This window comes from Microbulbifer variabilis (assembly GCF_020524905.1).
Classification (GTDB): domain Bacteria; phylum Pseudomonadota; class Gammaproteobacteria; order Pseudomonadales; family Cellvibrionaceae; genus Microbulbifer; species Microbulbifer variabilis_A.
In genome coordinates this window covers 88,968-112,418 of record NZ_JAIVKI010000006.1, presented here as the reverse complement: position 1 = coordinate 112,418, position 23,451 = coordinate 88,968, and the positions used below count along the sequence as shown (strand labels likewise).

The 23,451-nt window shown below is 49.5% G+C and carries 18 protein-coding genes and 1 tRNA gene; 6 read left to right on the top strand and 13 right to left on the bottom strand.

Features of this window, described 5'->3' with window-relative positions:
- Nucleotide 1: 1 nt before the first annotated feature.
- The 9 genes from gspI to LC073_RS09260 form a co-directional block, all read right to left on the bottom strand.
- On the bottom strand, nt 2-385 hold the full coding sequence (gene gspI, locus LC073_RS09300; protein ID WP_226646365.1) for a type II secretion system minor pseudopilin GspI: 384 nt from the start codon (nt 383-385) through the stop codon (nt 2-4).
- The gene (locus tag LC073_RS09295; protein ID WP_226646363.1) at nt 375-962 is read right to left on the bottom strand and encodes a prepilin-type N-terminal cleavage/methylation domain-containing protein; all 588 of its coding nucleotides are present in this window, start codon (nt 960-962) and stop codon (nt 375-377) included. The genes gspI and LC073_RS09295 overlap by 11 nt, the downstream gene beginning before the upstream one ends.
- A gap of 20 nt (nt 963-982) precedes the next feature.
- Nucleotides 983-1,411: a type II secretion system major pseudopilin GspG gene (gene gspG, locus LC073_RS09290; protein ID WP_226646361.1), complete on the bottom strand. Its 429-nt coding sequence runs from the start codon at nt 1,409-1,411 to the stop codon at nt 983-985.
- Between the two features lie 271 nt (nt 1,412-1,682).
- A complete protein-coding gene (gene gspF / locus LC073_RS09285; protein ID WP_226646360.1) occupies nt 1,683-2,900 on the bottom strand; it encodes a type II secretion system inner membrane protein GspF in 1,218 nt (405 codons plus the stop codon).
- Between the two features lie 2 nt (nt 2,901-2,902).
- Entirely contained in the window at nt 2,903-4,399 is a 1,497-nt protein-coding gene (gene gspE / locus LC073_RS09280) for a type II secretion system ATPase GspE (RefSeq protein ID WP_226646359.1), read from the bottom strand.
- Complete coding sequence (gene gspD, locus LC073_RS09275) at nt 4,396-6,414, bottom strand: type II secretion system secretin GspD (protein ID WP_226646358.1); 2,019 nt, start codon at nt 6,412-6,414, stop codon at nt 4,396-4,398. The genes gspE and gspD overlap by 4 nt, the downstream gene beginning before the upstream one ends.
- Nucleotides 6,415-6,471: 57 nt before the next feature.
- Complete coding sequence (locus LC073_RS09270; protein ID WP_226646357.1) at nt 6,472-7,164, bottom strand: type II secretion system protein N; 693 nt, start codon at nt 7,162-7,164, stop codon at nt 6,472-6,474.
- A gap of 220 nt (nt 7,165-7,384) precedes the next feature.
- Nucleotides 7,385-8,314, bottom strand: coding sequence for an electron transfer flavoprotein subunit alpha/FixB family protein (locus tag LC073_RS09265; RefSeq protein WP_226646356.1), 930 nt, complete (start codon nt 8,312-8,314; stop codon nt 7,385-7,387).
- A complete protein-coding gene (locus tag LC073_RS09260) occupies nt 8,314-9,063 on the bottom strand; it encodes an electron transfer flavoprotein subunit beta/FixA family protein (protein ID WP_152453657.1) in 750 nt (249 codons plus the stop codon). Before LC073_RS09260 ends, LC073_RS09265 begins: the two co-directional genes overlap by 1 nt.
- A 353-nt stretch (nt 9,064-9,416) precedes the next feature.
- Here LC073_RS09260 and LC073_RS09255 point away from each other — a divergent pair, with 353 nt between their 5' ends.
- Nucleotides 9,417-11,054, top strand: coding sequence for an electron transfer flavoprotein-ubiquinone oxidoreductase (locus LC073_RS09255; protein ID WP_413231443.1), 1,638 nt, complete (start codon nt 9,417-9,419; stop codon nt 11,052-11,054).
- 131 nt (nt 11,055-11,185) lie between these two features.
- On the opposite strand, the gene LC073_RS09250 is transcribed toward LC073_RS09255, so the two are convergent.
- The 4 genes from LC073_RS09250 to LC073_RS09235 form a co-directional block, all read right to left on the bottom strand.
- Entirely contained in the window at nt 11,186-13,915 is a 2,730-nt protein-coding gene (locus tag LC073_RS09250) for a TonB-dependent receptor domain-containing protein (RefSeq protein WP_226646355.1), read from the bottom strand.
- Nucleotides 13,916-14,036: 121 nt separating this feature from the next.
- Nucleotides 14,037-15,686: a serine/threonine protein kinase gene (locus LC073_RS09245; protein WP_226646352.1), complete on the bottom strand. Its 1,650-nt coding sequence runs from the start codon at nt 15,684-15,686 to the stop codon at nt 14,037-14,039.
- Nucleotides 15,687-16,149: 463 nt separating this feature from the next.
- Entirely contained in the window at nt 16,150-16,713 is a 564-nt protein-coding gene (locus LC073_RS09240; protein WP_226646350.1) for a DUF1285 domain-containing protein, read from the bottom strand.
- Nucleotides 16,706-17,383: a TetR/AcrR family transcriptional regulator gene (locus LC073_RS09235; protein WP_226646348.1), complete on the bottom strand. Its 678-nt coding sequence runs from the start codon at nt 17,381-17,383 to the stop codon at nt 16,706-16,708. The genes LC073_RS09240 and LC073_RS09235 overlap by 8 nt, the downstream gene beginning before the upstream one ends.
- Before the next feature lie 385 nt (nt 17,384-17,768).
- Between LC073_RS09235 and LC073_RS09230 the strand changes: the two genes are divergently transcribed.
- From LC073_RS09230 to LC073_RS09210, 5 genes are all read left to right on the top strand, one after another.
- Entirely contained in the window at nt 17,769-18,617 is an 849-nt protein-coding gene (locus LC073_RS09230) for an acyl-CoA thioesterase (RefSeq protein WP_226646346.1), read from the top strand.
- A gap of 72 nt (nt 18,618-18,689) precedes the next feature.
- Nucleotides 18,690-18,766 (top strand) — tRNA-Pro (locus LC073_RS09225).
- A gap of 1,187 nt (nt 18,767-19,953) precedes the next feature.
- Nucleotides 19,954-20,787 (top strand): hypothetical protein, encoded by an 834-nt coding sequence (locus LC073_RS09220; protein ID WP_226646344.1) that lies wholly within the window; start codon nt 19,954-19,956, stop codon nt 20,785-20,787.
- A gap of 135 nt (nt 20,788-20,922) precedes the next feature.
- Nucleotides 20,923-21,156 carry a hypothetical protein gene (locus LC073_RS09215; protein WP_226646342.1) on the top strand — a complete coding sequence of 78 codons (234 nt, stop codon included), beginning with the start codon at nt 20,923-20,925 and terminating at the stop codon, nt 21,154-21,156.
- Nucleotides 21,157-21,242: 86 nt separating this feature from the next.
- A complete protein-coding gene (locus tag LC073_RS09210; protein WP_226646341.1) occupies nt 21,243-23,150 on the top strand; it encodes a S8 family peptidase in 1,908 nt (635 codons plus the stop codon).
- Nucleotides 23,151-23,451 lie beyond the last annotated feature (301 nt).

Below are 23,451 nucleotides of genomic sequence, written 5' to 3'. Positions count from 1 at the left end.
GCTACTCCTCCGCCGCCCAGGCATCCAATGTCAGGGTTGGGTTTTCGGCATCGGGATAACCCACTTTAATAGTGATATGGCGCAGACGTTCTTCAGTGGTTGCTTCCACTTTTGCGGTCACTTCCCAATCTCTCTGCGCAAAGGACACCTCTTCCTTTTTCTCACCAATCGGAGGCCAGGGAGTTTGCACACGAACCTGTGAAAGCACCTGTTGCGCCACCCAATTGGCAGCGAGCCGTTCCTCCATTACCCGCTGGCGCTGGACACTACTCTGCATGGTACGCAATACACTGGCGGCGATAACGCCAAAGATGACCAGGGCAATTAAAACCTCTACCAGGGTAAAACCACCCTGGCGATCCATGAGCTTGCGCTTAAAGGTCATCGGCTTGCCACTCTAATTGCAGGCCATACAGGCTGCTGTAGGAAATTGTGGCGCCACGGGCATAGTCGCCATCCTCGATTAGGAATACTGCCACCTTCACCGGTAGAACTTCACCACTCGATAAGGCAACAAACTGTGGCTTAATATTTTCTTCGTCGCCCTGCTCTTCGGCAAACTCGGTGGATTGAGTAGAGGGGAGTTCCGCCTCTTCAAGTACCTCAAGGCGCACATTGGCGGGGAATTCATGGGCAGCAAATCGCTGGCTGCGCCGGCCTGCGGCTGCCATATCCGGCGCCTGCCAGGTCATAGAAGACGGATCGAACCGCACCACGGTATAGGATTCCGGTTCAAGAACAACACCGTAGTGGACTTTGTCGATCAGCGCCCGGTCGGCGACCAGCTGTAACAGGGCGGAAAGACGCTGGGTCTCCCCTTCCCACACACGCGCCCCGGAACTACCGAGGGACATCACGGCCATCCCAGCCAAGCTGGCGATGATGACAATCACCACCAGTATCTCGACCAGTGTAAAACCGCGATTACGCTTAAGCCCAGTGCGGGCTAGTCGCTTATACATCGAGTGCTGTTTAATCCAGATTACAGGTCAGCAGCAAAAATATCGGCATTTTGACCCTCTCCACCCGGCTTGCCATCGGCACCCAGAGTGAACAGGTCGAACGCGCCGGCACTGCCGGGACTGATGTACTGATACTCATTACCCCAGGGATCCTTGGGAGTTTTTTTCAAATAGGGTTCAGTCCAGTTTTTTGCCTCAGGGAAACCAGAGGGGCGCGTAACCAGTGCTTCCAGTCCCTGATCAGAGCTTGGGTACACAAAGTTATCCATGCGGTACATATCAAGAGCCGTCTCGATAGCGCGAAGATCGACGCGAGCGGCCTTCATACGGGCTTCGCCGGTTTTGCCTAGAACACTGGGCACCACCATGGCGCCCAGAACACCTAGGATCACAATCACCACCATGACTTCAATCAAAGTGAAGCCGCCACTTCTGCGTAGGTTTCGCATTTTTCTCTCCAAGTTCAGCTGAAAGCTGGGAACCCCCAGGGCCACGAAAGGAATCGTGACCCCAATTTAAAAATATTCAGTTTTTGTAAAAAAAGAGGCTTATCTTCACCATCAAAGCAGTAGGAAGCCGAGCACCCCAACAAGACCGAGACCAATAAGTACCCTTGAGGCCTCGCGTAGGGTAAAGCCACGGCTGTTTAGTAAGGATTTCATCTTCTTCCCCTCCTAAATAACCTGCATCCCGATTCTGTGGACTACACCTCTTTGAGCTCTACATAGCCAGTTCGTTCATGCTCATGATTGGCATCATGATAGCCATCACGATAAATAGTACGATAGCGGCCATCACAAGTAACATAAGCGGTTCAAACAGACTCACAAAAGCGGTAACAGCCCCTTGTAAGTCCTGCTCCTGGGATTCCGCAGCCCTCTGTAACATCTCGTCCAGAGTACCGGAAGATTCACCACTGGCAATCATATAAATCATCATTGGTGGGAAATAGCCAATATCCTCCATGGCCCTGTGCAAGCTCCCCCCTTCACGCACAGTCTTTTGAGCAGTCTCCAGGCGATCTTTGAGAAACTCATTGGTCATTACCCCACGGGCGATACCCATTGCCTGCACCAATGGAACACTACTGCCGGTGAGAATTGCCAAGGTTCCCACGTAGCGGGCACTTTGTGCACCACGAACCATCCAGCCAATAACAGGCAGTTCCAGCAAACGGTGATGAAACTTGTACTTAATGGCGGGGCGACGCAGCATCATTACCACACCCGCAATTACAGCGCCCAACGTGGGCGGTATTAACCAGCCCCAAGCGGCAATAAAGTCACTCAGTGATACCAGTATCCGAGTGGGCAGAGGCAAAATTTGCCCGGTGCCAGTAAAGACTTCGATCACATCCGGCACTACGTAAACCATCAGGCCTGTAACTACCAGCACACAAATAAAAACCAATACCATTGGGTAAATCAGTGCTAGTTGTACCTTTTGGCGAAACTGTTGCTGACCTTCTGTATAGTCACCCAAGCGCTCCAACACCGCGTCCAGGTGCCCTGAATGCTCACCAGCTTCCACCGTAGCCCGGTAAAGCTTAGGGAAGGCTTTGGGAAAGCAGCCCAGGGCCTGAGCAAAACTGTGGCCCTCTAAAATTTTACCGCGTACCGCAAGCACTACGCGCCGGATCTTTTGGTTACGGGTCTGATTGGCAATTGCCCCCAGGGTTTCCTCCAAAGGAATACCGGCTCGCAACAAAGTGGCAACCTGTCGGGTGAGCAGAGCCAGGTTCTTAATGCTGAGTCCGGGGCTTCCCGACATGAAACCACCAGCGCTCTTCTCAGATTGCTCAGCGGCAGGGGTGACATCCAATGGCACCATGCCCTTGGCTCGCAACTGTTGCCGCGCGGAGCGGGCGCTATCCGCCTCAAGGGTCCCCTTGCTCTTTCGACCGGATGCCGCGAGGGCTGTGTACTCAAACGCTGCCATGATCAGGACTCCTGGGTTACCCGCATTACCTCTTCGAGAGAAGTCCTGCCTGCCAGGATCTTGGCAATACCATCATCACGAATACTTGGCCCGAGCTTGCGTGCCTCTGCTACCAACTTGCTTTCGGAGGCGCGGTCATGAATCAACTGGCGCATAATTTCATTGAGCGGCACCAACTCGTAGATACCGATTCGACCCACATAGCCGGTATGGTTGCATTGATCACAACCGTTGGGACGATAGATTAGGGCTTCATCACCGGAAGCGATACCGAGCACTGCCCTTTCCCCCTCGTCAGGGATATGGGGTTGCTTACAGGTGGGGCAAAGCACTCGGACCAGACGCTGCGCCAGGACCCCGATCAAGCTGGAAGACAGCAAGAAAGGTTCGATGCCCATGTCCATCAGACGGGTAACAGCACCTAGTGCTGTATTGGTATGCAGAGTTGAGAGTACCAAGTGACCTGTCAAACTCGCCTGGATGGCAATCTGCATAGTTTCTAGGTCTCGAATCTCACCAATCATCACAACATCCGGGTCCTGACGCAAAATTGCGCGCAAACCCCGGGCAAAAGTCATATCAGCCTTGGTATTGACCTGGGTCTGTCCAACCCCTTCCAGGTTGTATTCGACCGGGTCTTCCACCGTCAGAATATTTTTTTCGAGACTGTTAATACTGCCGAGACCAGCATAGAGGGTGGTCGTTTTACCCGAGCCCGTCGGGCCCGTAACCAGAATAATGCCGTGGGGGTGGGCCAATAGCTCAGTCATGACACTGAGGTCCCGGTCGGACATACCCAGCTTGGACAGATCCATTTTCCCCGCCTGCTTGTCGAGCAAGCGCATCACCACCCTTTCACCTGCCGAGGATGGCATGGTGGAGACACGCACATCTACTTCGCGCCCTGCCATCAGCAGCGAAATACGGCCGTCCTGGGGAATACGCTTTTCGGCAATATCCAGTTTGGCCATAACCTTGATACGGGAAACCAACAGCGGTGCCAGGGCGCGCCGGGGTTGCAGTACCTCACGCAGTACACCATCCACCCGGAAGCGCACTACCAAACGTTTTTCGAAGGTCTCAATATGAATATCCGAAGCGCCCTGCTTCAGGGACTCCGCGAAAATCGCATTGATCAGCTTAACGATGGGCGCATCGTCTTCCTGCTCCAGCAAGTCTTCCGTTTCTGGCAGAGAATCTACAATCGCAGCCAGGTCCAAGTCGTCGCCCAGCCCCTCCACCCCGGAGAGGTTACCCCCCTCACGGTTTTCGTAGAGGCGCTGTAGAGCCAACTGGAAAATCTCATCTTCAACTGATTCCAGACTTACTGCACCGCCATTAATACGCTGCACTTCTGCAATCGCAGAGGGACTCAGCGGCGCAACGTATTGGCATAGCGGACGCCCCTCCTGCTCCAGTAACAGAACCTTATGGCGCTTGGCGAAAGCATATGGGAGGCGACGAATTGCTGGAGTCCCTGTTCCTGTATCAACCGTCATTTAGATTCTTCGACCTCCAGCACCTCAACTTCTTCCGGCGTGCCTTCCAGAGCATCTTCCAGGTTATCGACAGCATTAATAGAGCCATCTACCGGCGCCGGGCTTTCGTTATAGGTACCTGTTGGCGGCATCAGGTCAGGCAGCGCATCGCCACGGTGCCAATCCCACAGCAAGCTGGTTCTGTCTTTCAGGAAGATCTGCTTCTGCTGCATATCCATATAACGCTTGCGGGTTTCCTCGTAGCCAGCCACTTGGGTGCTCAGGATTTTCGGCTTCAAGAACACCATCAGGTTGGTCTTGGTAACTTTCTTTGTTGTGTTACGGAATAAACGGCCTATTCCTGGGATATCCCCCAGCAGAGGTACCTTTTCTTCATTATCGGTAACTTTATCCTCAATCAGCCCTCCCAATACCAGGATGGCGCCATCATCAATCAACACCTTAGTACGAATCTCGCGCTTACTTGTGATGATGTCAGAGGCTCCAACAGCAGTGTCAACTGCTGCAGAAAGGAGATTTTCCACCTTCTGTTCGATTTCCAGAGTTACCGAGTTGTTATTATTTACTCGCGGAGTGACCTTAAGGGTGGTACCAATATCTTCACGCTGAATAGTGGTAAAGGGGTCACCATTACTACCGGACAACAACTGCTCACCGGTAATGAAGGGTACGTTTTGCCCTACGAGAATCTCGGCCTCTTCGTTATCCAGAGCCATAATGGTCGGTGTGGATAGGATATTGGTGTTGCCGGCTGAAGCGAGCGCATTAACTGCCACTCGCAGGTCGGTGCCACTCAGATAGCCCAAATGTAATGCATTGACCCCGGTTAAACTTTCATAAGGAAGAGAGAAAGGGTTGATATTTCCATCAGCATCTTCTGAAGGCAGGTTGTTCCAGCCAGCAACAGCATTTTCATCACCCGTGATCCAGCTGATACCTAGCTTATTATTAGTTTCTTCATTAACCTCAACAATAATCGCCTCTATCAAAACCTGCGCACGACGAACATCCAAACGTGCGATAACGCCTTTCATCGTTTCCAGTAGCGCTGGGGGAGCTGTGAGAATCAAGGCATTGAGAGATTCGTTGACCTGGATACTGACTTCAACGTTCGCAGCCTGCTGATCTTTCTCCGTATTCTGGATGCTGCCGCTCATGCCCTCCAGAATCGGCTTTAGGTCAGCGGCATTGGAATACTGGATATAAACCACCGCCGTATTACCGTCGCCATCCAGTGGCTGGTCCAAACGATCGATAACGGTACGAATTTGCTGTCGGGTTACCGGATCACCTGTCAGTAGCACACTGTTGGAACGCTCATCCACTGCGATACGCAGCGGCTGAACCTCTTGGCCTGCACTTTTACCTCCAGATGCTTGCAATAAGTCGTTGAGGATTTGCTTAACTTCCTTGGCGGAAGCAAACATCAAGGGAACCACTTCAATATCAATCGCACCGGCGCGGTCTAGCTGATCAACCAAGCGTACAATCTGATCAATATTTGCTGCACGATCGGCAATGATCAAAGTGTTGGTATCTGCATAAGCCGCCAAGTGGCCGGTCTGGGGAATCAGCGGACGCAGCATGGCGATCAATTGGGAGGCAGAAATATTTTCAACTCGAACCGTGCGGACAACCAGTGATTCGGCGGGAGCACGGGTATTTTCATCCGCAACAGGAATTGCCTGTTGTTTAGCGAGAGCATCGGGTACGACTTTCCAGGTACCACCCTGCTCTACCAGGCTGAAACCATTTACTTGAAGCACCGACATAAAAACATCAAAGGCTTCTTCGTGTGTCATAGGGTCACCGGCAACAACGGTGACTTTGCCCTTTACGTTGGGGTGGACAATAATATTTTTACCGGTGAAATCGGCTGCCCAGTTAATCAGATCGCGTACATCGGCATTGTCGAGAGAAAGAGTAACTCTCTCCGGGCCTTGAGCCAGCGTTGCAGTAGACACAAAAAAACCAAACCCGACCGCAATCAGCCGTCGATAAAACATCTTCATCATTATTTATCTGGCTCTAGTAAATGTTCAAAAAACTCAAAACAATCTAGTTAGACAGTTTTATTGGGGCTGGCGCTGAGCACGACGCTCACGAGCCAATTCACGCAGCTTTTCCATCCGCTCTCGAATACTTTCCTGACTCGCCTCACGCCTCGAAGAACTTCCCGCACTACTGTCTTGTCTGGACTTACTCGCCAGGCTTGAATAATTTTTCAATGGGACACTCGGGCGACCATCCATTTCGGGATATGTCAGCTTTTCCATCCTGCCATTACGACGAAGAACTACATGGTCTACCTCAACAGAATAAAGTTCGGCGCCACCGGGCAGGGAGTCACCCACAAACAATCGCTGAGCAGGCTTGCCCTTCTCAGCAACCAAAGCACTGGCTTTGCTCTTATCCGAGTTATCCAAAACCCCGGAAAGAACAATATTCAACTGGGTTACAGGGATGTTAGAGAGGTCAACCTCGGGGATAGTTTCTTGCTTCTTCGCTTCGGCATAACCAAAGAAAGGGGTATTTGGAATGGAAGCAGCCTCAGGGGCACTCACCCGACTATCATTGCGTTCGGTAAGCAGAGACTCCTCTGGCTCCACAGGAATCAGCAATGAGCCATAGGCGAGCAGATTGCCAGAGACCCAAAGCAGCCCCACAACGGATGCTGCCATGGTGCCGCGAGAGAATGATCTGCGCGAATCACCCTGGCCAAGGCCGTTACCAACTGAGCCAATGGCTCGCTTTAATGGGGACATGAACATACCCACGTACAAGTTCAACTTTCTTAGGTTATTGGTTTTTGACGCCTATTTTGTTGCCTTCGCCTTGGAAAGGCAACGCTCCTGCCCAGTTAAACGTTGCAAACCATCACTTCGTCCGCGAAATTGCACACTAGTTCCGTAGTCCAGAAGCCAAAAATGCGAAAAGGCGGCAACACGCCGCCTTTTCAATACTGACCAGTATACTAATCAGGAATTACAGCTTTGCTTCAAGCTCGGGGACCGCTTCAAACAAATCAGCTACCAGGCCGTAGTCAGCAACAGAGAAGATTGGAGCTTCTTCATCTTTGTTGATAGCCACGATAACCTTGGAATCTTTCATGCCGGCCAAGTGCTGGATAGCACCGGAAATACCAACAGCGATATACAGGTCGGGAGCGACGATCTTACCGGTCTGACCAACCTGCATGTCGTTGGGTACAAATCCAGCATCTACAGCAGCGCGCGAGGCGCCAACCGCCGCACCCAGCTTGTCTGCCAACTTGTACAGCATCTCGAAGTTTTCGCCATTCTGCATACCGCGGCCACCTGATACGACCACGCTAGCAGCAGTCAGCTCTGGGCGATCAGATTTGGCGAGCTCTTCACCCACAAAAGATGAGACACCAGCGTCGTCTGCAATATCCACAGACTCAACAGCCGCGCTACCGCCTTCTGCAGCCACTGCGTCAAAAGCAGTAGTACGAACGGAGATCACCTTGATGGCATCAGAGCTCTGCACGGTCGCGATCACGTTACCCGCGTAGATCGGACGCTTGAAAGTGTCGGCACTCTCTACAGAGATAATGTCAGAGATAGGCTGAACATCCAGCAGCGCAGCAGCGCGCGGCAGCATGTTTTTACCAGTGGTGGTAGCAGGAGCCAGGATGTGGCTATAATCTTTACCCAGATCGGCAACCAGTTTGGCGACGTTTTCAGCCAGTTGGTGCTCGTAGGCAGCATTGTCAGCCAGCAATACTTTGCTTACGCCATCAGCTTTGGCTGCGGCGTCAGCAACGGCTGAACAACCCGCGCCAGCAACCAGAACGGCGATGTCGCCACCGATAGCTTTAACTGCGGCAATAGTGTTGAGCGTAGCGCCCTTCAGTTCGGCGTTGTCGTGTTCAGCAATAACCAGGATGCTCATCAGATTACCTTCGCCTCGTTTTTCAGTTTCTCTACCAGTTCCGCAACGTCGGCAACTTTAACGCCAGCCTGACGCTCGGCCGGTGGCTCAACTTTCAGGGTTTTAGTGCGCGGAGTGATATCTACGCCCAGTTCATCCGGGGTGGTGGTATCGAGAGGCTTCTTTTTAGCCTTCATGATATTCGGCAGAGACGCGTAGCGCGGCTCATTCAGGCGCAGGTCAGTGGTCACGATAGCCGGCAGCTTCAGCTCTACAGTTTGCAGACCGCCATCGATTTCACGAGTGACTTTTACAGCATCGCCTTCAACAACCACTTCGGAAGCGAAGGTGCCCTGCCCCATGCCAGTCAAGGCGCCCAGCATCTGGCCGGTTTGGTTGTTGTCGCCATCAATTGACTGTTTACCAAGAATAACCATCTGCGGCTCTTCTTTATCGACAATCGCCTTCAGGCACTTAGCGACAGCCAGAGGCTGCAGTTCGGCATCGGTCTCAACCAGAATGCCCCGGTCGGCTCCCAGCGCCAGTGCTGTGCGGATTTGCTCCTGACTCTGCTTGGGACCCATGGAAACGGCGACTATCTCGCTAACAACGCCTTTTTCCTTCAAGCGAACCGCCTCTTCTACTGCGATTTCGCAGAAGGGGTTGATAGACATTTTGACGTTGGCGGTATCAACGTCAGTGCCGTCCGCCTTGGGGCGAACCTTGACGTTGTAGTCGACAACGCGTTTCACAGCTACAAGAACTTTCATGGAAATCCCGTCTCAAATATGCTTTTTAACAGCCGCGACTGACGATTCTCATCGCGAACGGATACGGTGTTCTGGTCAAACAAGTGTTTGAACGGCGTGTATGGTGGCGGTTCTATACGGCAAAATCAATAGCCAAATAGAAGTCACTGCTGCCATTCACGCTATCTATTTCGGGAAATAGAAACCATCTATTCGGTCTCCCTAAGCCGTTGAAATACAGCACATTTGCCATAGCAATTGAATAGTCATGCAATTGGTAGGGTTGAATAAACGCCTATATAATCCGCCATCTATATAAATGATAAGGCCGGAATGGCCGCAAAAAGTTGAATACAACTGCTGAGGAGAGTGCCGTGGAACGCGAATCAATGGAATACGATGTAGTGATCGTGGGTGCCGGTCCGGCCGGATTGGCAGCGGCCTGCCGTATTCGCCAGCTCAATGAAGACGTCTCAGTATGCGTTGTAGAGAAAGGCTCCGAGGTCGGTGCCCACATTCTCTCTGGCGCAGTTTTTGAGCCAACCGCACTGAATGAACTCTTCCCAGACTGGAAAGAGCGCGGCGCCCCTCTGAACACCGAGGTCAAGGGCGACGATATCTACGTTCTGCGTAGCGATGAGAACTCCATCAAAGTCCCTAACATGTTTGTGCCAAGCACCATGCACAACGAGGGTAATTATATTATCAGCCTCGGCAACCTGTGCCGCTGGTTAGCCGAGCAGGCAGAAAACCTGGGGGTGGAGATCTTCCCCGGCTTCGCTGCTGCAGAAGTTCTGTACAACGAAGATGGCTCTGTAAAAGGGATTGCCACTGGCGATATGGGCATTGGCTTGAATGGTGAGCAGAAAGACTCCTATATGCCGGGCATGGAACTGCACGCCAAGTACACTCTTTTTGCCGAGGGCTGTCGCGGCCACTTGGGCAAACAACTAATCGAGCGCTTTAAGCTGGATGCAGATGCCGATCCGCAACATTACGGTATTGGTATTAAGGAAATCTGGAAAGTTCCTGCAGACAAACACCAGCAAGGTCTGGTAGTTCACACTGCAGGCTGGCCTCTGGAGCAGAGCGGCACCCACGGAGGTGGCTTCCTTTATCACCTGGAAGACAACCAAGTTGTGGTTGGCCTGATCACCGATCTTGCTTACAGCAACCCACACGTAAGCCCCTTTGACGAATTTCAGCGCTACAAGCATCACCCGGTAATCAAACAATACTTGGAAGGTGGTCAGCGCGTCGCCTACGGTGCACGTGCCATTATTAAGGGCGGCCTGCAGTCCCAGCCGAAGATGACCTTCCCCGGCGGCCTGCTGATCGGTGACAACGCCGGCACCCTCAACTTCGCCAAAATCAAAGGCAACCATACCGCAATGAAGTCCGGCATGATCGCCGCTGAGTCTGTTGTGGAAGCCCTTGCCGCCGAGCGTTCCAGCGAAGAGCTGACCGATTACACCACCAAATATCGCGATAGCTGGGCCTGGAAAGAACTGCATATGCAGCGCAACTTCGGCCCGGCACAACACAAGTGGGGCAACATCCTCGGTTCCGCCTACGCATTTGTCGATATCAATATCTTCAAAGGTAAACTGCCTTGGACCCTGCGCGACACAAAAGCGGATCACGCGCAGCTGAAACCTGCTGCAGACTGCGCAAAAATTGATTACCCCAAACCCGATGGTGTACTCAGCTTTGACAAGTTGTCTTCTGTGTTTATCTCCAACACCAATCACGAAGAAGACCAGCCTTGCCACCTGACCCTGAAGGATCCGGAGATTCCGCTGAACCACAATCTTCCGATCTATGATGAACCGGCTCAGCGCTACTGCCCCGCAGGAGTTTATGAAGTGGTTGAAGATGCCAATGGCAAGCGCTTCCAGATTAACGCGCAGAACTGCGTGCACTGTAAGACCTGTGATATCAAAGATCCAACCCAGAATATTGTCTGGATTACTCCGGAAGGTGGCGGCGGCCCCAACTACCCAAATATGTAAGCAGTTTGCTTTCTGGCGCCTTCGGGCGCCATTTTTGTATCTGTATTATTGGCCAGAACTCTCTTAAGAACGCGAAACGGGATGAGCTCCCGCCTCCAGAAACTGGAAGCAGGAATTATCAGGAGGACAAATCAGAATTTATATTGAGCGCTCAAAGTGAAGGTCTGGCCCGGTTTTTCTTCAAATACAATGACACCATCACGCTCAATCTCAATAGACTCATCTAACAAATTTTGCATTTTAGTTTTTATTGTCACCTCTTCTGTTGGGTACCAGGAGTAAGTCAGATCCAACGAGTGAAATGGTTGCTCATAGGAATCTGGATCCAGGTTACGCCCTGCAAGGTGTAGACGTTCGCCAAATACGTTATAACCCAAAGTTGCAGAATGCTTGCCATCTGGGCTATCGAAACCCACTAGCATATTCACAACATATTCAGATGCCCCAGTCATTTCCCGAACCGGATTCGTAGGTGCATCCGCTTCATCTCCAGCAACCAACTCTGTCTCCTGTAGAGTGACATTACCCTGCACAAAGAAGCCATCCATAAAGCCACCGAGGAAACCAAGCTGCTTCATGCCTTCGATTTCAATGCCGGTAATTTCTCCAGACTCGGCATTAATAATTTCCCTGGCCACATTGGTATCACTGGAAGCCGCCTCAAAGAACTCGATTGGGTCAACTACATCCTTATAAAAAGCGGAAATCGTTAAGCTGTCTCCACTATCAAAGAACCACTCGGCACGCAGATCATAATTATGAATTTCGGAAGGCCTAACGTTGGGGTTACCTTTCACCTGTTCATCAGTAATAGGATCGATATAAAACGCATCAGTAATCTCACGAAGATCGGGTCGTACAGCTGTTTTCGATACTCCAAAACGGAGTTGGAAGGTCTCCGCCCAAAACGCTCCCATATAAATTAGTGAGAAAGAGGGATAAATATCATCCTCAGCATAAACCGCTTCCAACAGGTCATCTGGGTCTGTTATTACCTGAGGGTCACTTATTGAGTAGCCATAGGGGTTCCATTCAAGTGCCACCTGACTGTAATCTTCCCAGCGAGCCCCAGCGGAAACGCGCCAGGTTTCAAAAAATGTCCAATCAAACTTGCCAAATACTGCATCTGTAGCCGTGGCTGCTAAATAGCTTTGCTTGTTACTTCCCGCAAAGTCGAAAACGTAGTCATTACCGTCGCTTGTGATATTTTCATCACCAAATACCTCGTCCAGCGGGCCGGCTAGTACATCATCATTAACCACACCGAAGATATCTAAGCGCAGCTCAGTTTGCTTGTATGAGCGCCCCTTCTCCATCCTGGCGAAGCCACCCGTCAACTCCAAACTTGAAGATGAAAACTCTAGAGGCAAGACGACAGACCAACCATAATTTTTGACTTCGTCTTCAAGCTCTGTAAATCGGAATCCCGCACTTCGAGAGCCCGTGCTTACCTTAGAGCTAAGCACTTCACCCGTTGCAGGATCAGTAACCGTATCGGAAATGACATCAACCTGATTGGGTATATCTGTGGTCGCTGTTGCATCCGAATAAAACCAGTCAACAACCACTTCTTCCGGAACCCAGCTGAAGAGATCAAAGGGAAGAATGGTTTTGGTCTCAGGCCCCAGAGAATGGCTGCCCTTGACCTGATTCAGGACCAACTCTCTCTCTTCATACTTCAACAAATACTCACGATAACCAGAACCGTCCGATACCTGTCGGTTCTCATTAAAGTAGTCGGTGATAGAAGTGTCATCATCAGTATTGCGAAGAAATAAACTCGTAGTTTCAATCACATGCTCATCAGCAAATCGTAACCCTAAATTCAAATTACCGCTGATATCCACTGAATAAGTTGACTTGTTACGGCTATTCAATTGCTCTTTGGGGGATCCAAAGTTACGCAGGGTTCTCTCAGACTCCCTCCACTTACTTTTATAAGAAGCTCCAGCCAGAAATCCCAACTCCCAATGATCATTGAGATAAAAACGATTGCCTACATTCGCTTTCACATCTTTATCCGGATCACTGGAATCCTCTTCGATGGAAATATCACGATTGAGAGTTAAGGCCAGTTGACGATTTAGCGTTTGGGCTGCAGCATCGGCTTCCTGCGCACTGGCATACTGATTTCCCTCCTCAAGCAGAACTTTTCTGATATCGGAGATACCCAAGCCTCCCCTAAAGCGTTTTAGCGCTGCAGATATTTCTCCCGGGAGTGCCCTGGTACCATCATCGGTCCCGAAGATGTCATCATCCCCACCCTGATAACTCAGAACCTCTCCGCTGGTTTCCGTATTGCTTCCTGTGCCTAACTCTACAGAATAAGTCAGATCATCGGGAATTCCCTTTGTGCGAATATCCACATTACCCCCACCAAAGCTAGCAGCCTGATCGGCGGAGTAACTCTTCTGAACAGCCAGGGAATCCACTATAGAAGTAGGGAATAAATCGAGAGGGATCACATTTCGGGTCAGGTCCGGTGAGGGTACAGTCGCGCCATTCAGCGTGGTACTGGAGTAACGCTCTCCCAATCCGCGCACATAAATAAACTTATCGCTCACGAGTGACAGTCCCGACACCCTACGCAACGCAGCAGCCACAGTTGAATCCCCCACCCGGCCGATCATCTCGGCACCGAGAATATCGGTGACCACTTCTTCTTCCAGGCGCTCTCTGACCAGGGCCTCCGCGGAGTCCCGCAAGCGCCCCTGAACTACCACTTCTTCAATCCCTTGTGTTGTACCAGCACTTTCTTCCACCAGATCTGCATCCTGGGCGAATACACCAGGAGCCATAGCAGAGGCCGCGGTAATAGCGATTACCAACGGCACTCTCTGGAAATTTTCATATTTAGCCATTACACGGGCCTCTTATCATTCCTATTATTGGGTATCCAAACCAAACAGGGCGCCAACCCCATCAGCGCAGGCGGCGCCCTGTAAGTTCAGGAGAACAACTCCTAACAATCCCTAAAGCTAACTATTCAAACCAGAGAGGTTGTGCACGGTTACCCTGGTGAAGACCGTATGTCCAACCTTGAGTCCAATCAGTGCCATTTAAGTCGAGGGCACCCATGTATGCGCGCTCATATGCATTCACTGTGGGCGCATCATTATCAATACGCTGCTGGGCACTGGGCACGGTGAAGATCGCAGGGGTGCCATCCAGTAAAATGAAATCAGTATTGATAGTGACCGTTGGGCTAACAGCGCCCGAAATCGGAGCGAACTGGTTTCCGCTATTTACAGTCCAAGTCTCAAGATCAAAGGAGACTTCGTCAGTTTTGGTGCGGTCTTCACAAGCGAAGATATTGGAAGTCAAAACCACTTCTGTTCCTGAGGTCGCTTCGTTGCGGGTTTGAGCACTCTCCATACGCAGGCAGTAGTTGCTACCATCATCGGCGGTTTCGTCAGCTTTAAATGAGGCAACGATTATTGAGTTGGTAATCATCGGGTAAATACCCTCACGCAGGCGCCACCCAGCGCCCGGATCATGCGTACCCTCTTTTTGAGCAGAAACGATGCAAGTCAGACCATCAATCATAGGGCGGCTATTGAGCCCCTGATTAATCAAAGAGGTGTAATCAACCGTGTCTTCATAGGAGCCGATCCCATCCGCTTCAATACAGTGGTTACCATCATTTTCACTCTGGATAACCAGGGCATTGGTGATGCTTCCACGGTAACCTTCGTCAATATCGATTGAGTCATCTCGCACATAAAGGGCAACATAATTATTAATATCTACTGCACCACCAAAGAACTCAATCCCATCATCAAAAGTGGAATAAGCCTGCAAATTGTTTACCACAGTCCCATTTCCAACCGCATCAAATGAGATACCATTTAGTTCATCACCACTAGCGACCAAAGCTCCAGTATGTTTTACGACGACATAGGAAAGCTCACCAGAGTTATCCGCATTGTTGTCACCGCCGTAGTATGAAGTGTTATCATCAGTAGACCCCTCGGCAGCAACATGACACTCTCCATCCAGGACCAAATCTCCGTCATCAATAGAGCCTTTATATTTACATTTATTGGTAACCCCAAAACCATTGATAACCATTCCACCCCATTGGGATACTGCATCAGCAGTTACAGTACCGCGAACATCAGTTTCAGAGGTAAAAGTAATTGGTGCGGATTCAGTACCACGTGCAAAAACTTGTGAGCCACGATTCACGACCATAAAAGCCGAGTTATCCTTGAATGCAACGGTTGTCCCAGCCTGTATCTCCAGCTTCACGCCATCACCACCCTTGGTGATACCAGCTGCCTGTAAGTCGGTATCACTAGAGTAATTTTCACCAACGAAAAGACTACTATCAAAAATATGGGCTCCACCTTCTGAAAGTGCCGGGAGATACAAATCTTCAGTTAAAGGATTAGATGCAGAAACAAAATCGGTTCCATATCGACAGTTACCACTCTCGTAGGTACCTTGCACACCAGAGCTTTCGATAATTGCACAAGGGTTTTCTGAAGAACCGTTTCCAGTATTATCAACAGAGTTATCTACTGAATTATCTACGGTCTTAGGTTCAACACTCACACCACCACCATCGCAACCTGCCAATAAAGCCGTAATTAAGGCAGCCAAGACAACTCGATTTTGTATACGCTTCATACTTCCCCCTAAAGGAATTAATATCCAAAATATGAGCAGCCTATGAATATTGATCAAAGATTTTACTTGCAGGTAAAAACTTGAAATCAAATTATTGACTGCCTGAACACTTTGTTTGTTTTTACGCCTAAGCGAATAGGACTGAGGGGAGTGTAGAAATGACGTGTTGCGTATTTGTTAACTTTTTATATATTTTCGGTAATTTTTGCAATAAAAATTCTAACTTTACATTTAATTGTATTTTTTATTTCCCTTAGATTTACTTATGCTTTCAGAAAAATGAAGAAAATATAAAAACCATTCTATCTTGTCAATTTGCACAAAACTGCAAAAATCCAATAGATTCATGGAAAACTCTGACTGTAGAGGATTTATGTTATAAATGAATTCAAGAGGAGCTTATCTAAATAGTTAGATAAGCTTGGGAAATGAAAATAATCCTAGGCTTAGAAAAGGGCGTTTGTTAATAAGAACCCAATAGAAATTCACTACCTGCACTGCGTATAAACAGCTGCCCAGAGCCATTTCCGCCCTGCCTTCTCTCTTCCGCCCAATCTACTAGCTGGTAGAAAACATCACGGGAAACCCTGGCCATCAGGCCCTTTCGGGCTTCTACGTAGGGGACTGGTTGCGGAGGCGTGCCGAATTCTTGAAGTTGCCAATTACTGCCTTGATTCAGCTCGATAACATCGCCCACACTTGTAGTAAATAATAGCCGCTGCCCTTCACCCTCTGTGGCGCTACGTGCAACCTGGGTGGCCACAAAAGGGACATCCTCAACCTGAATTCGCAGCTTTTCGACAGGGGTGACCAGAAAATACTCATCCCCTTCCTTTTTCAAGATACTAGCAAATAACTTCACCAGTGGCTGCCGGCGAATTTCGGTTCCCTCATGGATCCAACGGCCATCGCTTTTGATCACCATATCCATGTCGCCACAGAAGTCCGGGTCCCACCGTTCAACCGGAGGGTACCCATGGAATTCCTCTTGTAACTTCTGTAGCTGCTGAAAAAGTGGTTCAGCCAAAGGAGGACCCCGCAGTGTCGCCAGAGTGGCCACTCTCCATGGGTTTACGCTGCGAGGTATCACCAATATGTACACCCACATCCATAATAAACTCCATCAAACCTTCACGATCTTCGATTACGTCGGCGAAGGATTTGGAGTGGTAGAGTTCAACGGCACCCTGCACTAGAGCCCAGTAGGTTGAGTAGTAGTAATAGGCAGGCACCTTCTTCAGCATGCCCTGCTCTATCCGGCGCTCAAACACACGGTTTAAAGCCGAGGTGTTGGAGTTTCGGATAGCGTGTAGTTCCGAGATCATCTCTGGGGCCAGGTTTAGAGAGATAATCTTCTCTTCCAAGCGCTGAAATAGGCGATCCTTGCCGGGATCAGCCATACGGGATTCAAAGTAGGCACGAGCGGGTGCAGTGATATCACCTTTCTCCGCATTCTCAACCGCAACCTTAAGGCGTTCTGCCAGGGACTTTTCATAGTCCATCAGCAGGCGCATATAGATTTCAGTTTTAGATATAAAGTGCTTATAGATGGTGCCTTTGCCGATATCTACACGCTCAGCAATCTGCTCGACCGTGACCTTTTCTTCACCATGCTCCAGCAGAAGCTCCAGAGCCGCATCCAGGATGCGCTGCTCCCGCGCGCGAAACCTCTGAACCTTCTCTTTTGCCTTATCCATACTTCCGACCTTCTCTGCCCGTAATGTTGGGGACTGAAATTGACTATTCATTCATGAATGATAGGCAATTCGAGTCGCTTGGAAAAGAGAATCAGGAAATTAGCCTAGAAAATACGCCCAAATAGGGATCGCTGCGCCTAATTTTTACCCTATTGCGACAACCTAGGCTCTCGCCGGAGGCTATTTAGGTTGTGATAGACCTCTCACCAATAATACAAAGTTATCGACAATGGTGGACCATCAGCCACTTGGAAAGCGGCGATGAAATTAGTGACCGATAATGGTCTTTACGTCATCTGCTGTTATCATCGCCTTTCTGGGCAGGCCTACAATACCAGCCCAGTCAAACCCGACTATCACTAATAGGTAACAGGTAGAGTCGTCCATGTTGGAAAAGCTGAGCAAACTTCTCGACGTCGAAGAGCTGGATCGCCACCTCTTTCGCAGTCGCCACCACGTCGAAAATTATCGAAAAGTACTTTTTGGAGGCCAGGTACTTGGCCAAGCCCTAATGGCCGCTGCCCGTACTGTTGAAGATCGCTTGCCTCACTCCCTGCACGCCTACTTTCTGCGCCCTGGCTCCAGTGAACTTCCGGTTATCTACGAAGTGGACCCGATCCGCGATGGAGGCAGCTTCACCACCCGACGCGTAGTTGCCAAGCAACGCGGACGCGCGATCTTCAATATGTCTGCCTCTTTTCAAATCCAGGAACCCGGCTTTGACCACCAGGCCGATATGCCCAGTGAAGGTATTCCCGACCCAGAAGGTCTAAAGAATACTCAGCAGCTGGCCCTGGAGGCAGGTCTTGTCAGTCCGCAATACGACCAGCGCCGCTATATGATCGATTTTCGCCCGGTTGATCCACAAAGCTACTTTGGCGCCGAGACCCGTGAGGCCAAGTGTATGTTCTGGCTTCGTGCAGAGGGTGAGATGTCTGATGACCCGATTGAGCATAGGGCGGCACTTTGTTATGCCTCTGACATGGGACTTTTAGGCACCTCCCTACAGCCCCATGATATTTCTCTGTTCGACCCACATTTGATGCCGGCCAGTGTTGACCACGCCATGTGGTTCCACCGCAATTTCCGCCTTGATCAATGGCTCTTATATGTCACTGACAGTCCCTCTGCCTGTGGCGCACGCGGATTTACCCGCGGCCAAATCTATACCCGCGATGGTGTACTGGTAGCCTCCACTGCACAAGAGGGCCTGATTCGGCAAATTAAAAGTTAAATCAATGGTTTACAGTGTAAAATTGGCTGCTATAATGCCGCCCACTTCGCTAGTCAAGCGAAACCAACAAGTCGGTGAGTAGCGCAGCCTGGTAGCGCACTTCGTTCGGGACGAAGGGGTCGGAGGTTCGAATCCTCTCTCACCGACCAGATTTAAAAACCCGCTTTTAGCGGGTTTTTTCATATCCAGAATTTATTCCCAACACCCCCCGTACGGTTTGAGCGCGGTTTACCTTCTTCCCGAATAACACCTCAGCCCACCAATTCTTTGGTAAAAACGTTAAATGCCGGAACGCACAGAGCCTCGGGCCTGCCACCTCCCACACCACTAGTTAACACTCTTGAGTTGTTTGGGTAAGAAAACAATCATTATGATAACGATCTTTTAAGTGTATACTTTTTACGTAGAGCTTATAGGCAGCCTTGATGGAGTCGCCAATACAACTGGGCGGGTTCCAGTACACACTGAGCTAGCAAAGGAAATTGCTCATCTCATTAAGGTCAACGAATCAGAATGGCTCTTTCCCGCCAGCGGGGGCGCACTGGAATCGTTGGTTTCACTACAAACCTAGCACTACCGATCTTGTCCCCCATTTAACTAACCCCCCAGCCATCCTTTCACCCATACAATCAAATTTAGCGATCTAAGGCGTATCAGTATTTGGACCTTAGGGTTAATGGCATGCCTCCAAGCACACTGATACTGTTAATGGGTTGATTTATTTAGAAAGAAAGCCCTATCAAAAAATACTTAAACCCTATAACAGTATAAAATCTTTGTCTTCTGTAGCGAGACCATATCAAATAATGGAGACTCGCCATTGATTCTTTCTTAAACATCCTGTTAGGCATTTAAACATTGCCAGCCCCCATGCATTCGAAAATAATTGTTAGTGTTTTTTTGCGCCCCATTGCGAGCCCCTACAAGAACACAAATTCAGCAACTCAAAACCCCCGCCCTCACCATCCACGAAAAAGATAAAAACATGAAATCATTTGCAACCTATGCAAAACCCCACCGCTAAAAAAAGAAAGTATTATCGAGTGAAATTCGTTACGTTTTCGATAAAAAATAAAGATTTTTTACGCCCCTTTTTTTTCCACAAAAATTTCTCAATCTTTTCCTGCACAACATCAAAGCTTCTCTATACTCTGCTCAGCCGGGCGGATACCTGACATCTAAAGCATTACTCCGACAATTGGCACCTGATTTATTTCCGGCCGGCTGAGTTGTAAGCGGGACTCTATTTAGTCTCGACATTCTCAACCCAGAAACCATGAAACACCCCAAGCGATAGATTTTTATATCGATAAAGGCCTACTTAAGGAGTACATTTATGTACCAACCATATGCTTACGCACAAGGAAATTTTGGACAACCGCTCAATTACTCTCTCCCACCGATTAGCACGGTTGCCGGATTCTCCAATCAATCCCCCTACCAAGTTGCGCCTCAGATGAACCCACAAGGTTTCCTGGGTGATATTGTTAGCCGTGCGGCACCAATAATTGGAGGGATCGTTGGAGGGCCTCAAGGTCACTTGATCAATTCCCTTGGCGGACTGGGCCAGCTACTTCCTTTTCAAGCGCTGCCACAAATTCATCCACAATTCTCACAGCAAATGGCGCCGCAAAATTATCTCGGAGAGATAATCAATCGCGCGATGCAACAATTTGGGGGGTATATGGGCGGTCCTCAGGGCCAATTTAATAACATAGAGAATAATCTCAGCCAGCTTCTGCCCTACCAGGCTGTACCCCAGTTCTCTCCCCAAGGACTCCTCGGTGAGCTGATAAGTCGTGCGGCACCTGCTATTGGCAACTACATTGGCGGCCAGCAGGGCCAATTTCTGAATAATGTGGCACGCTTAGGTCAGTTACTGCCATTTCAAGCATTACCGCAGTTCGCTCAACAGTTAGCGATCCAACCTTACTTAAACAGCCTACAAGGTCAGTTTTCGCCTTTACACCAAACCCAAGAACAATTTGGTGGCTTCCCAAACCAGATGATGAATCCCACTGGAGGATTCGGTCAGCCAACCCCTTATCAGATGATTCCACAGCAACATTACCAGGGATTTCAAAATTTTGGCGGAATGGGCCAACCCTACCCATTCCAGGCCATGCAACAACCTAACTCAGCATTTCATCAGCAGTCATATTTACACTAACTGTAGTGAATTGTAGGTGGCGGATAATCCGCCACCTTTTTCAATGAGGTTAATATTTCTTTCCAGAAATTTGACCAGCTTTTTTGTACAGCTGACTTCTATATCATTTTGAAACAGAGATTTTAGAGAAAAATAATGAAGAAATTTGAGCAGTATGTGGCTGTCCCAAATCGCAAGACATTAGCTACAACTATTGAATTGGAAGAATTGGCCAGGGAGGCAAAAAATTGCCCAGATGTAAAAGAGGTCATTTTGCGCAAAAGTAATGTCACTCTTCGGGCTACCCCAGATGCTATTGAAAACCTGAAGAAGAAGTTAGGCGGAAAAGTGATCATTGATCCAGACAGTCCTATTCATCCAATTAGCTAATATTGAATACCCTTTCGATTCATTACTTTCAGACTCTAAGTACATGCTGATAAACAGTACCGTACTGAAAGCGAAGGAACATAAACATGACTGAATCCCGACAAGAAAAAGCCGCAGGAGAACCTTCGGTCGAGGTAGCAGAAAAGGTAGAGTTACTTATTTCACCTCGCCGAAGTCAAATCGCGAAGTCCATGGGTATACAACCATTAAGCGCGGGGTCGATGCACAATGTAATCTCATACATTGCAAAGCAACCAGGTTGTGAAGTGCTTCGTGAAATCAGACCAGGAAGAAAATTAAAAACACTTTCCACCGCGGACGAAGCAACAAACATCTACAAAGTACGCATGGATGTTGACGCTGCCGCAACACTTTACCAAACAGCCCCACCTAATGTTGCAGTGGAATTGGATTCGTTACTCTCTTATGGGCAAGCAAATTTTTCACCCAGTTTCACCGCGATTTTTGCCCAGCAACCTGGCCTCCTACGCGAGTATCATGCTAAGGCTCAACAAGTTAGACTTCGGGTTGTCGGCTCTAAAGGCGAACCCATTCGGGATGCACAGGTTATTGTAGAAAGCGCAGGATTCCCACAGGAGGGGGTGACCAATAATAAGGGTGAAGTGGCGCTTAATATTTTTGCCCAAAGTGGCGGGGCCCAAATTAAGTCCCTACTCATCCGACCCGCTAAAGACTTTTGGAATAAATACATACGCTGCCCGTCACTGTCATTGACGGGGGTAAATCTGGTTAAGTTGCACTCGCTCAGCGAGGCAATTCCAAGTTTTCCCAATAATACGCCCTATGGTTGGGGGCAAAAGTTCATGGGCTTGGATCAACTGCCCGATGAATATACAGGCAAGGGAATAAAAATCGCCATTATTGACTCAGGAGCAGACAACCAGCATCAAATCCTTTCACACCTAAAAAACGGCATTGACGTTACCAACAATTATGATACTAAAAGTTGGGCAGAAGATATCGTAGGCCATGGGACTCACTGCGCAGGTATTATTGCTGGCCAGCCGTCTGGAACAGATGCTATTCGTGGTTTTGCACCAGAAGCAGAAATCTATGTATTCAAGGTCTTCCCTGGGGGACAATTTAGCAGCCTGATTGATGCCCTCGCCCACTGCATCGAAATTGGCGTTGATGTCGTCAATATGAGTCTGGGGAGCTCAGACTCCTCAGATGCGGTTGAGCAGCAAATTGAAGATGCCGTTCAACATGGTATCGCTTGTATTGTTGCCGCTGGCAATTCCGGTGGTCCTGTGCAGTATCCCGCAAGGTCCCCTAACGTGATGGCTGTGGGGGCAATAGGAATGCTTAATGAATTTCCAAGAGATTCCTGGGATGCACAAACGGTTATTGCATCAACGGTAACCGCCGATGGTATTTTCTTGCCCACATTTGGTTGTCATGGGCCGGAAATATCTGTTGCGGCCCCTGGGGTCGGCATTGTCTCGGCAGTGCCCGATAAAGGTTTTGATGTGCAGTCTGGTACGTCCATGGCGGCTCCTCATATCACTGGCCTAGCTGCCCTGCTACTTGCCCATCACCCACTATTCAAAGCATCTTTAAGACAGCGCGATGCCGCACGTATTACCGGGCTTTTCCAGCTGATCCGGTCACTGACATCGCCAATGAATCTGGGAGCAGAAAGAATTGGGGCTGGTGTTCCCAAGCTCTTTGGTGTCGATACAGTATTTGAATCGGCCAAAGAAATGGCTGCAGGTGAAAATATCGGGGTATCTGCATCTCAGGCCACAAGCCCTCACGCTTCTCCCTACACTGGATTTACCGTTGCCCCCATGCAGGGCTTTTCAGGTGTTGCAAACAATTGGTCTGGCCAATTTGTCCCCAACGCCTATTACGGGGCGGATATCCGAGCAATGCCTCCCCAGCAGCCTGTGATGGGCACCTTCCCAGATGGCTTTGCCTTTGGCGCCTATGGTGTGCCTTTTGTAGACCCGCGCTCGATTCGCTTTTGGTAGCCTAGATAAGGAGGGGCTACAAACTCTTGTGCCCCTTCCTTACGTTATCGCTTAATTTTTAGCCGAAAATCTACCCCTTCCCCAGATTACAGGTTCGCCATTCGCGAATCTGCCCTCCCATCTACAAAAAAGTTTCTTACACGCAACCACAACCCTTATCAACCGATGAGTGTTTCTAGATAGAAAAAAAGAGCTATGATAACGGTTTTATAAGTGTATTTATTTTTTGGCTAAGTAGTCAGCAGCTTCCTTTTCACTCTTCATCCCGCCTTTACCAGTGGCACTACATTTTGGATCAATG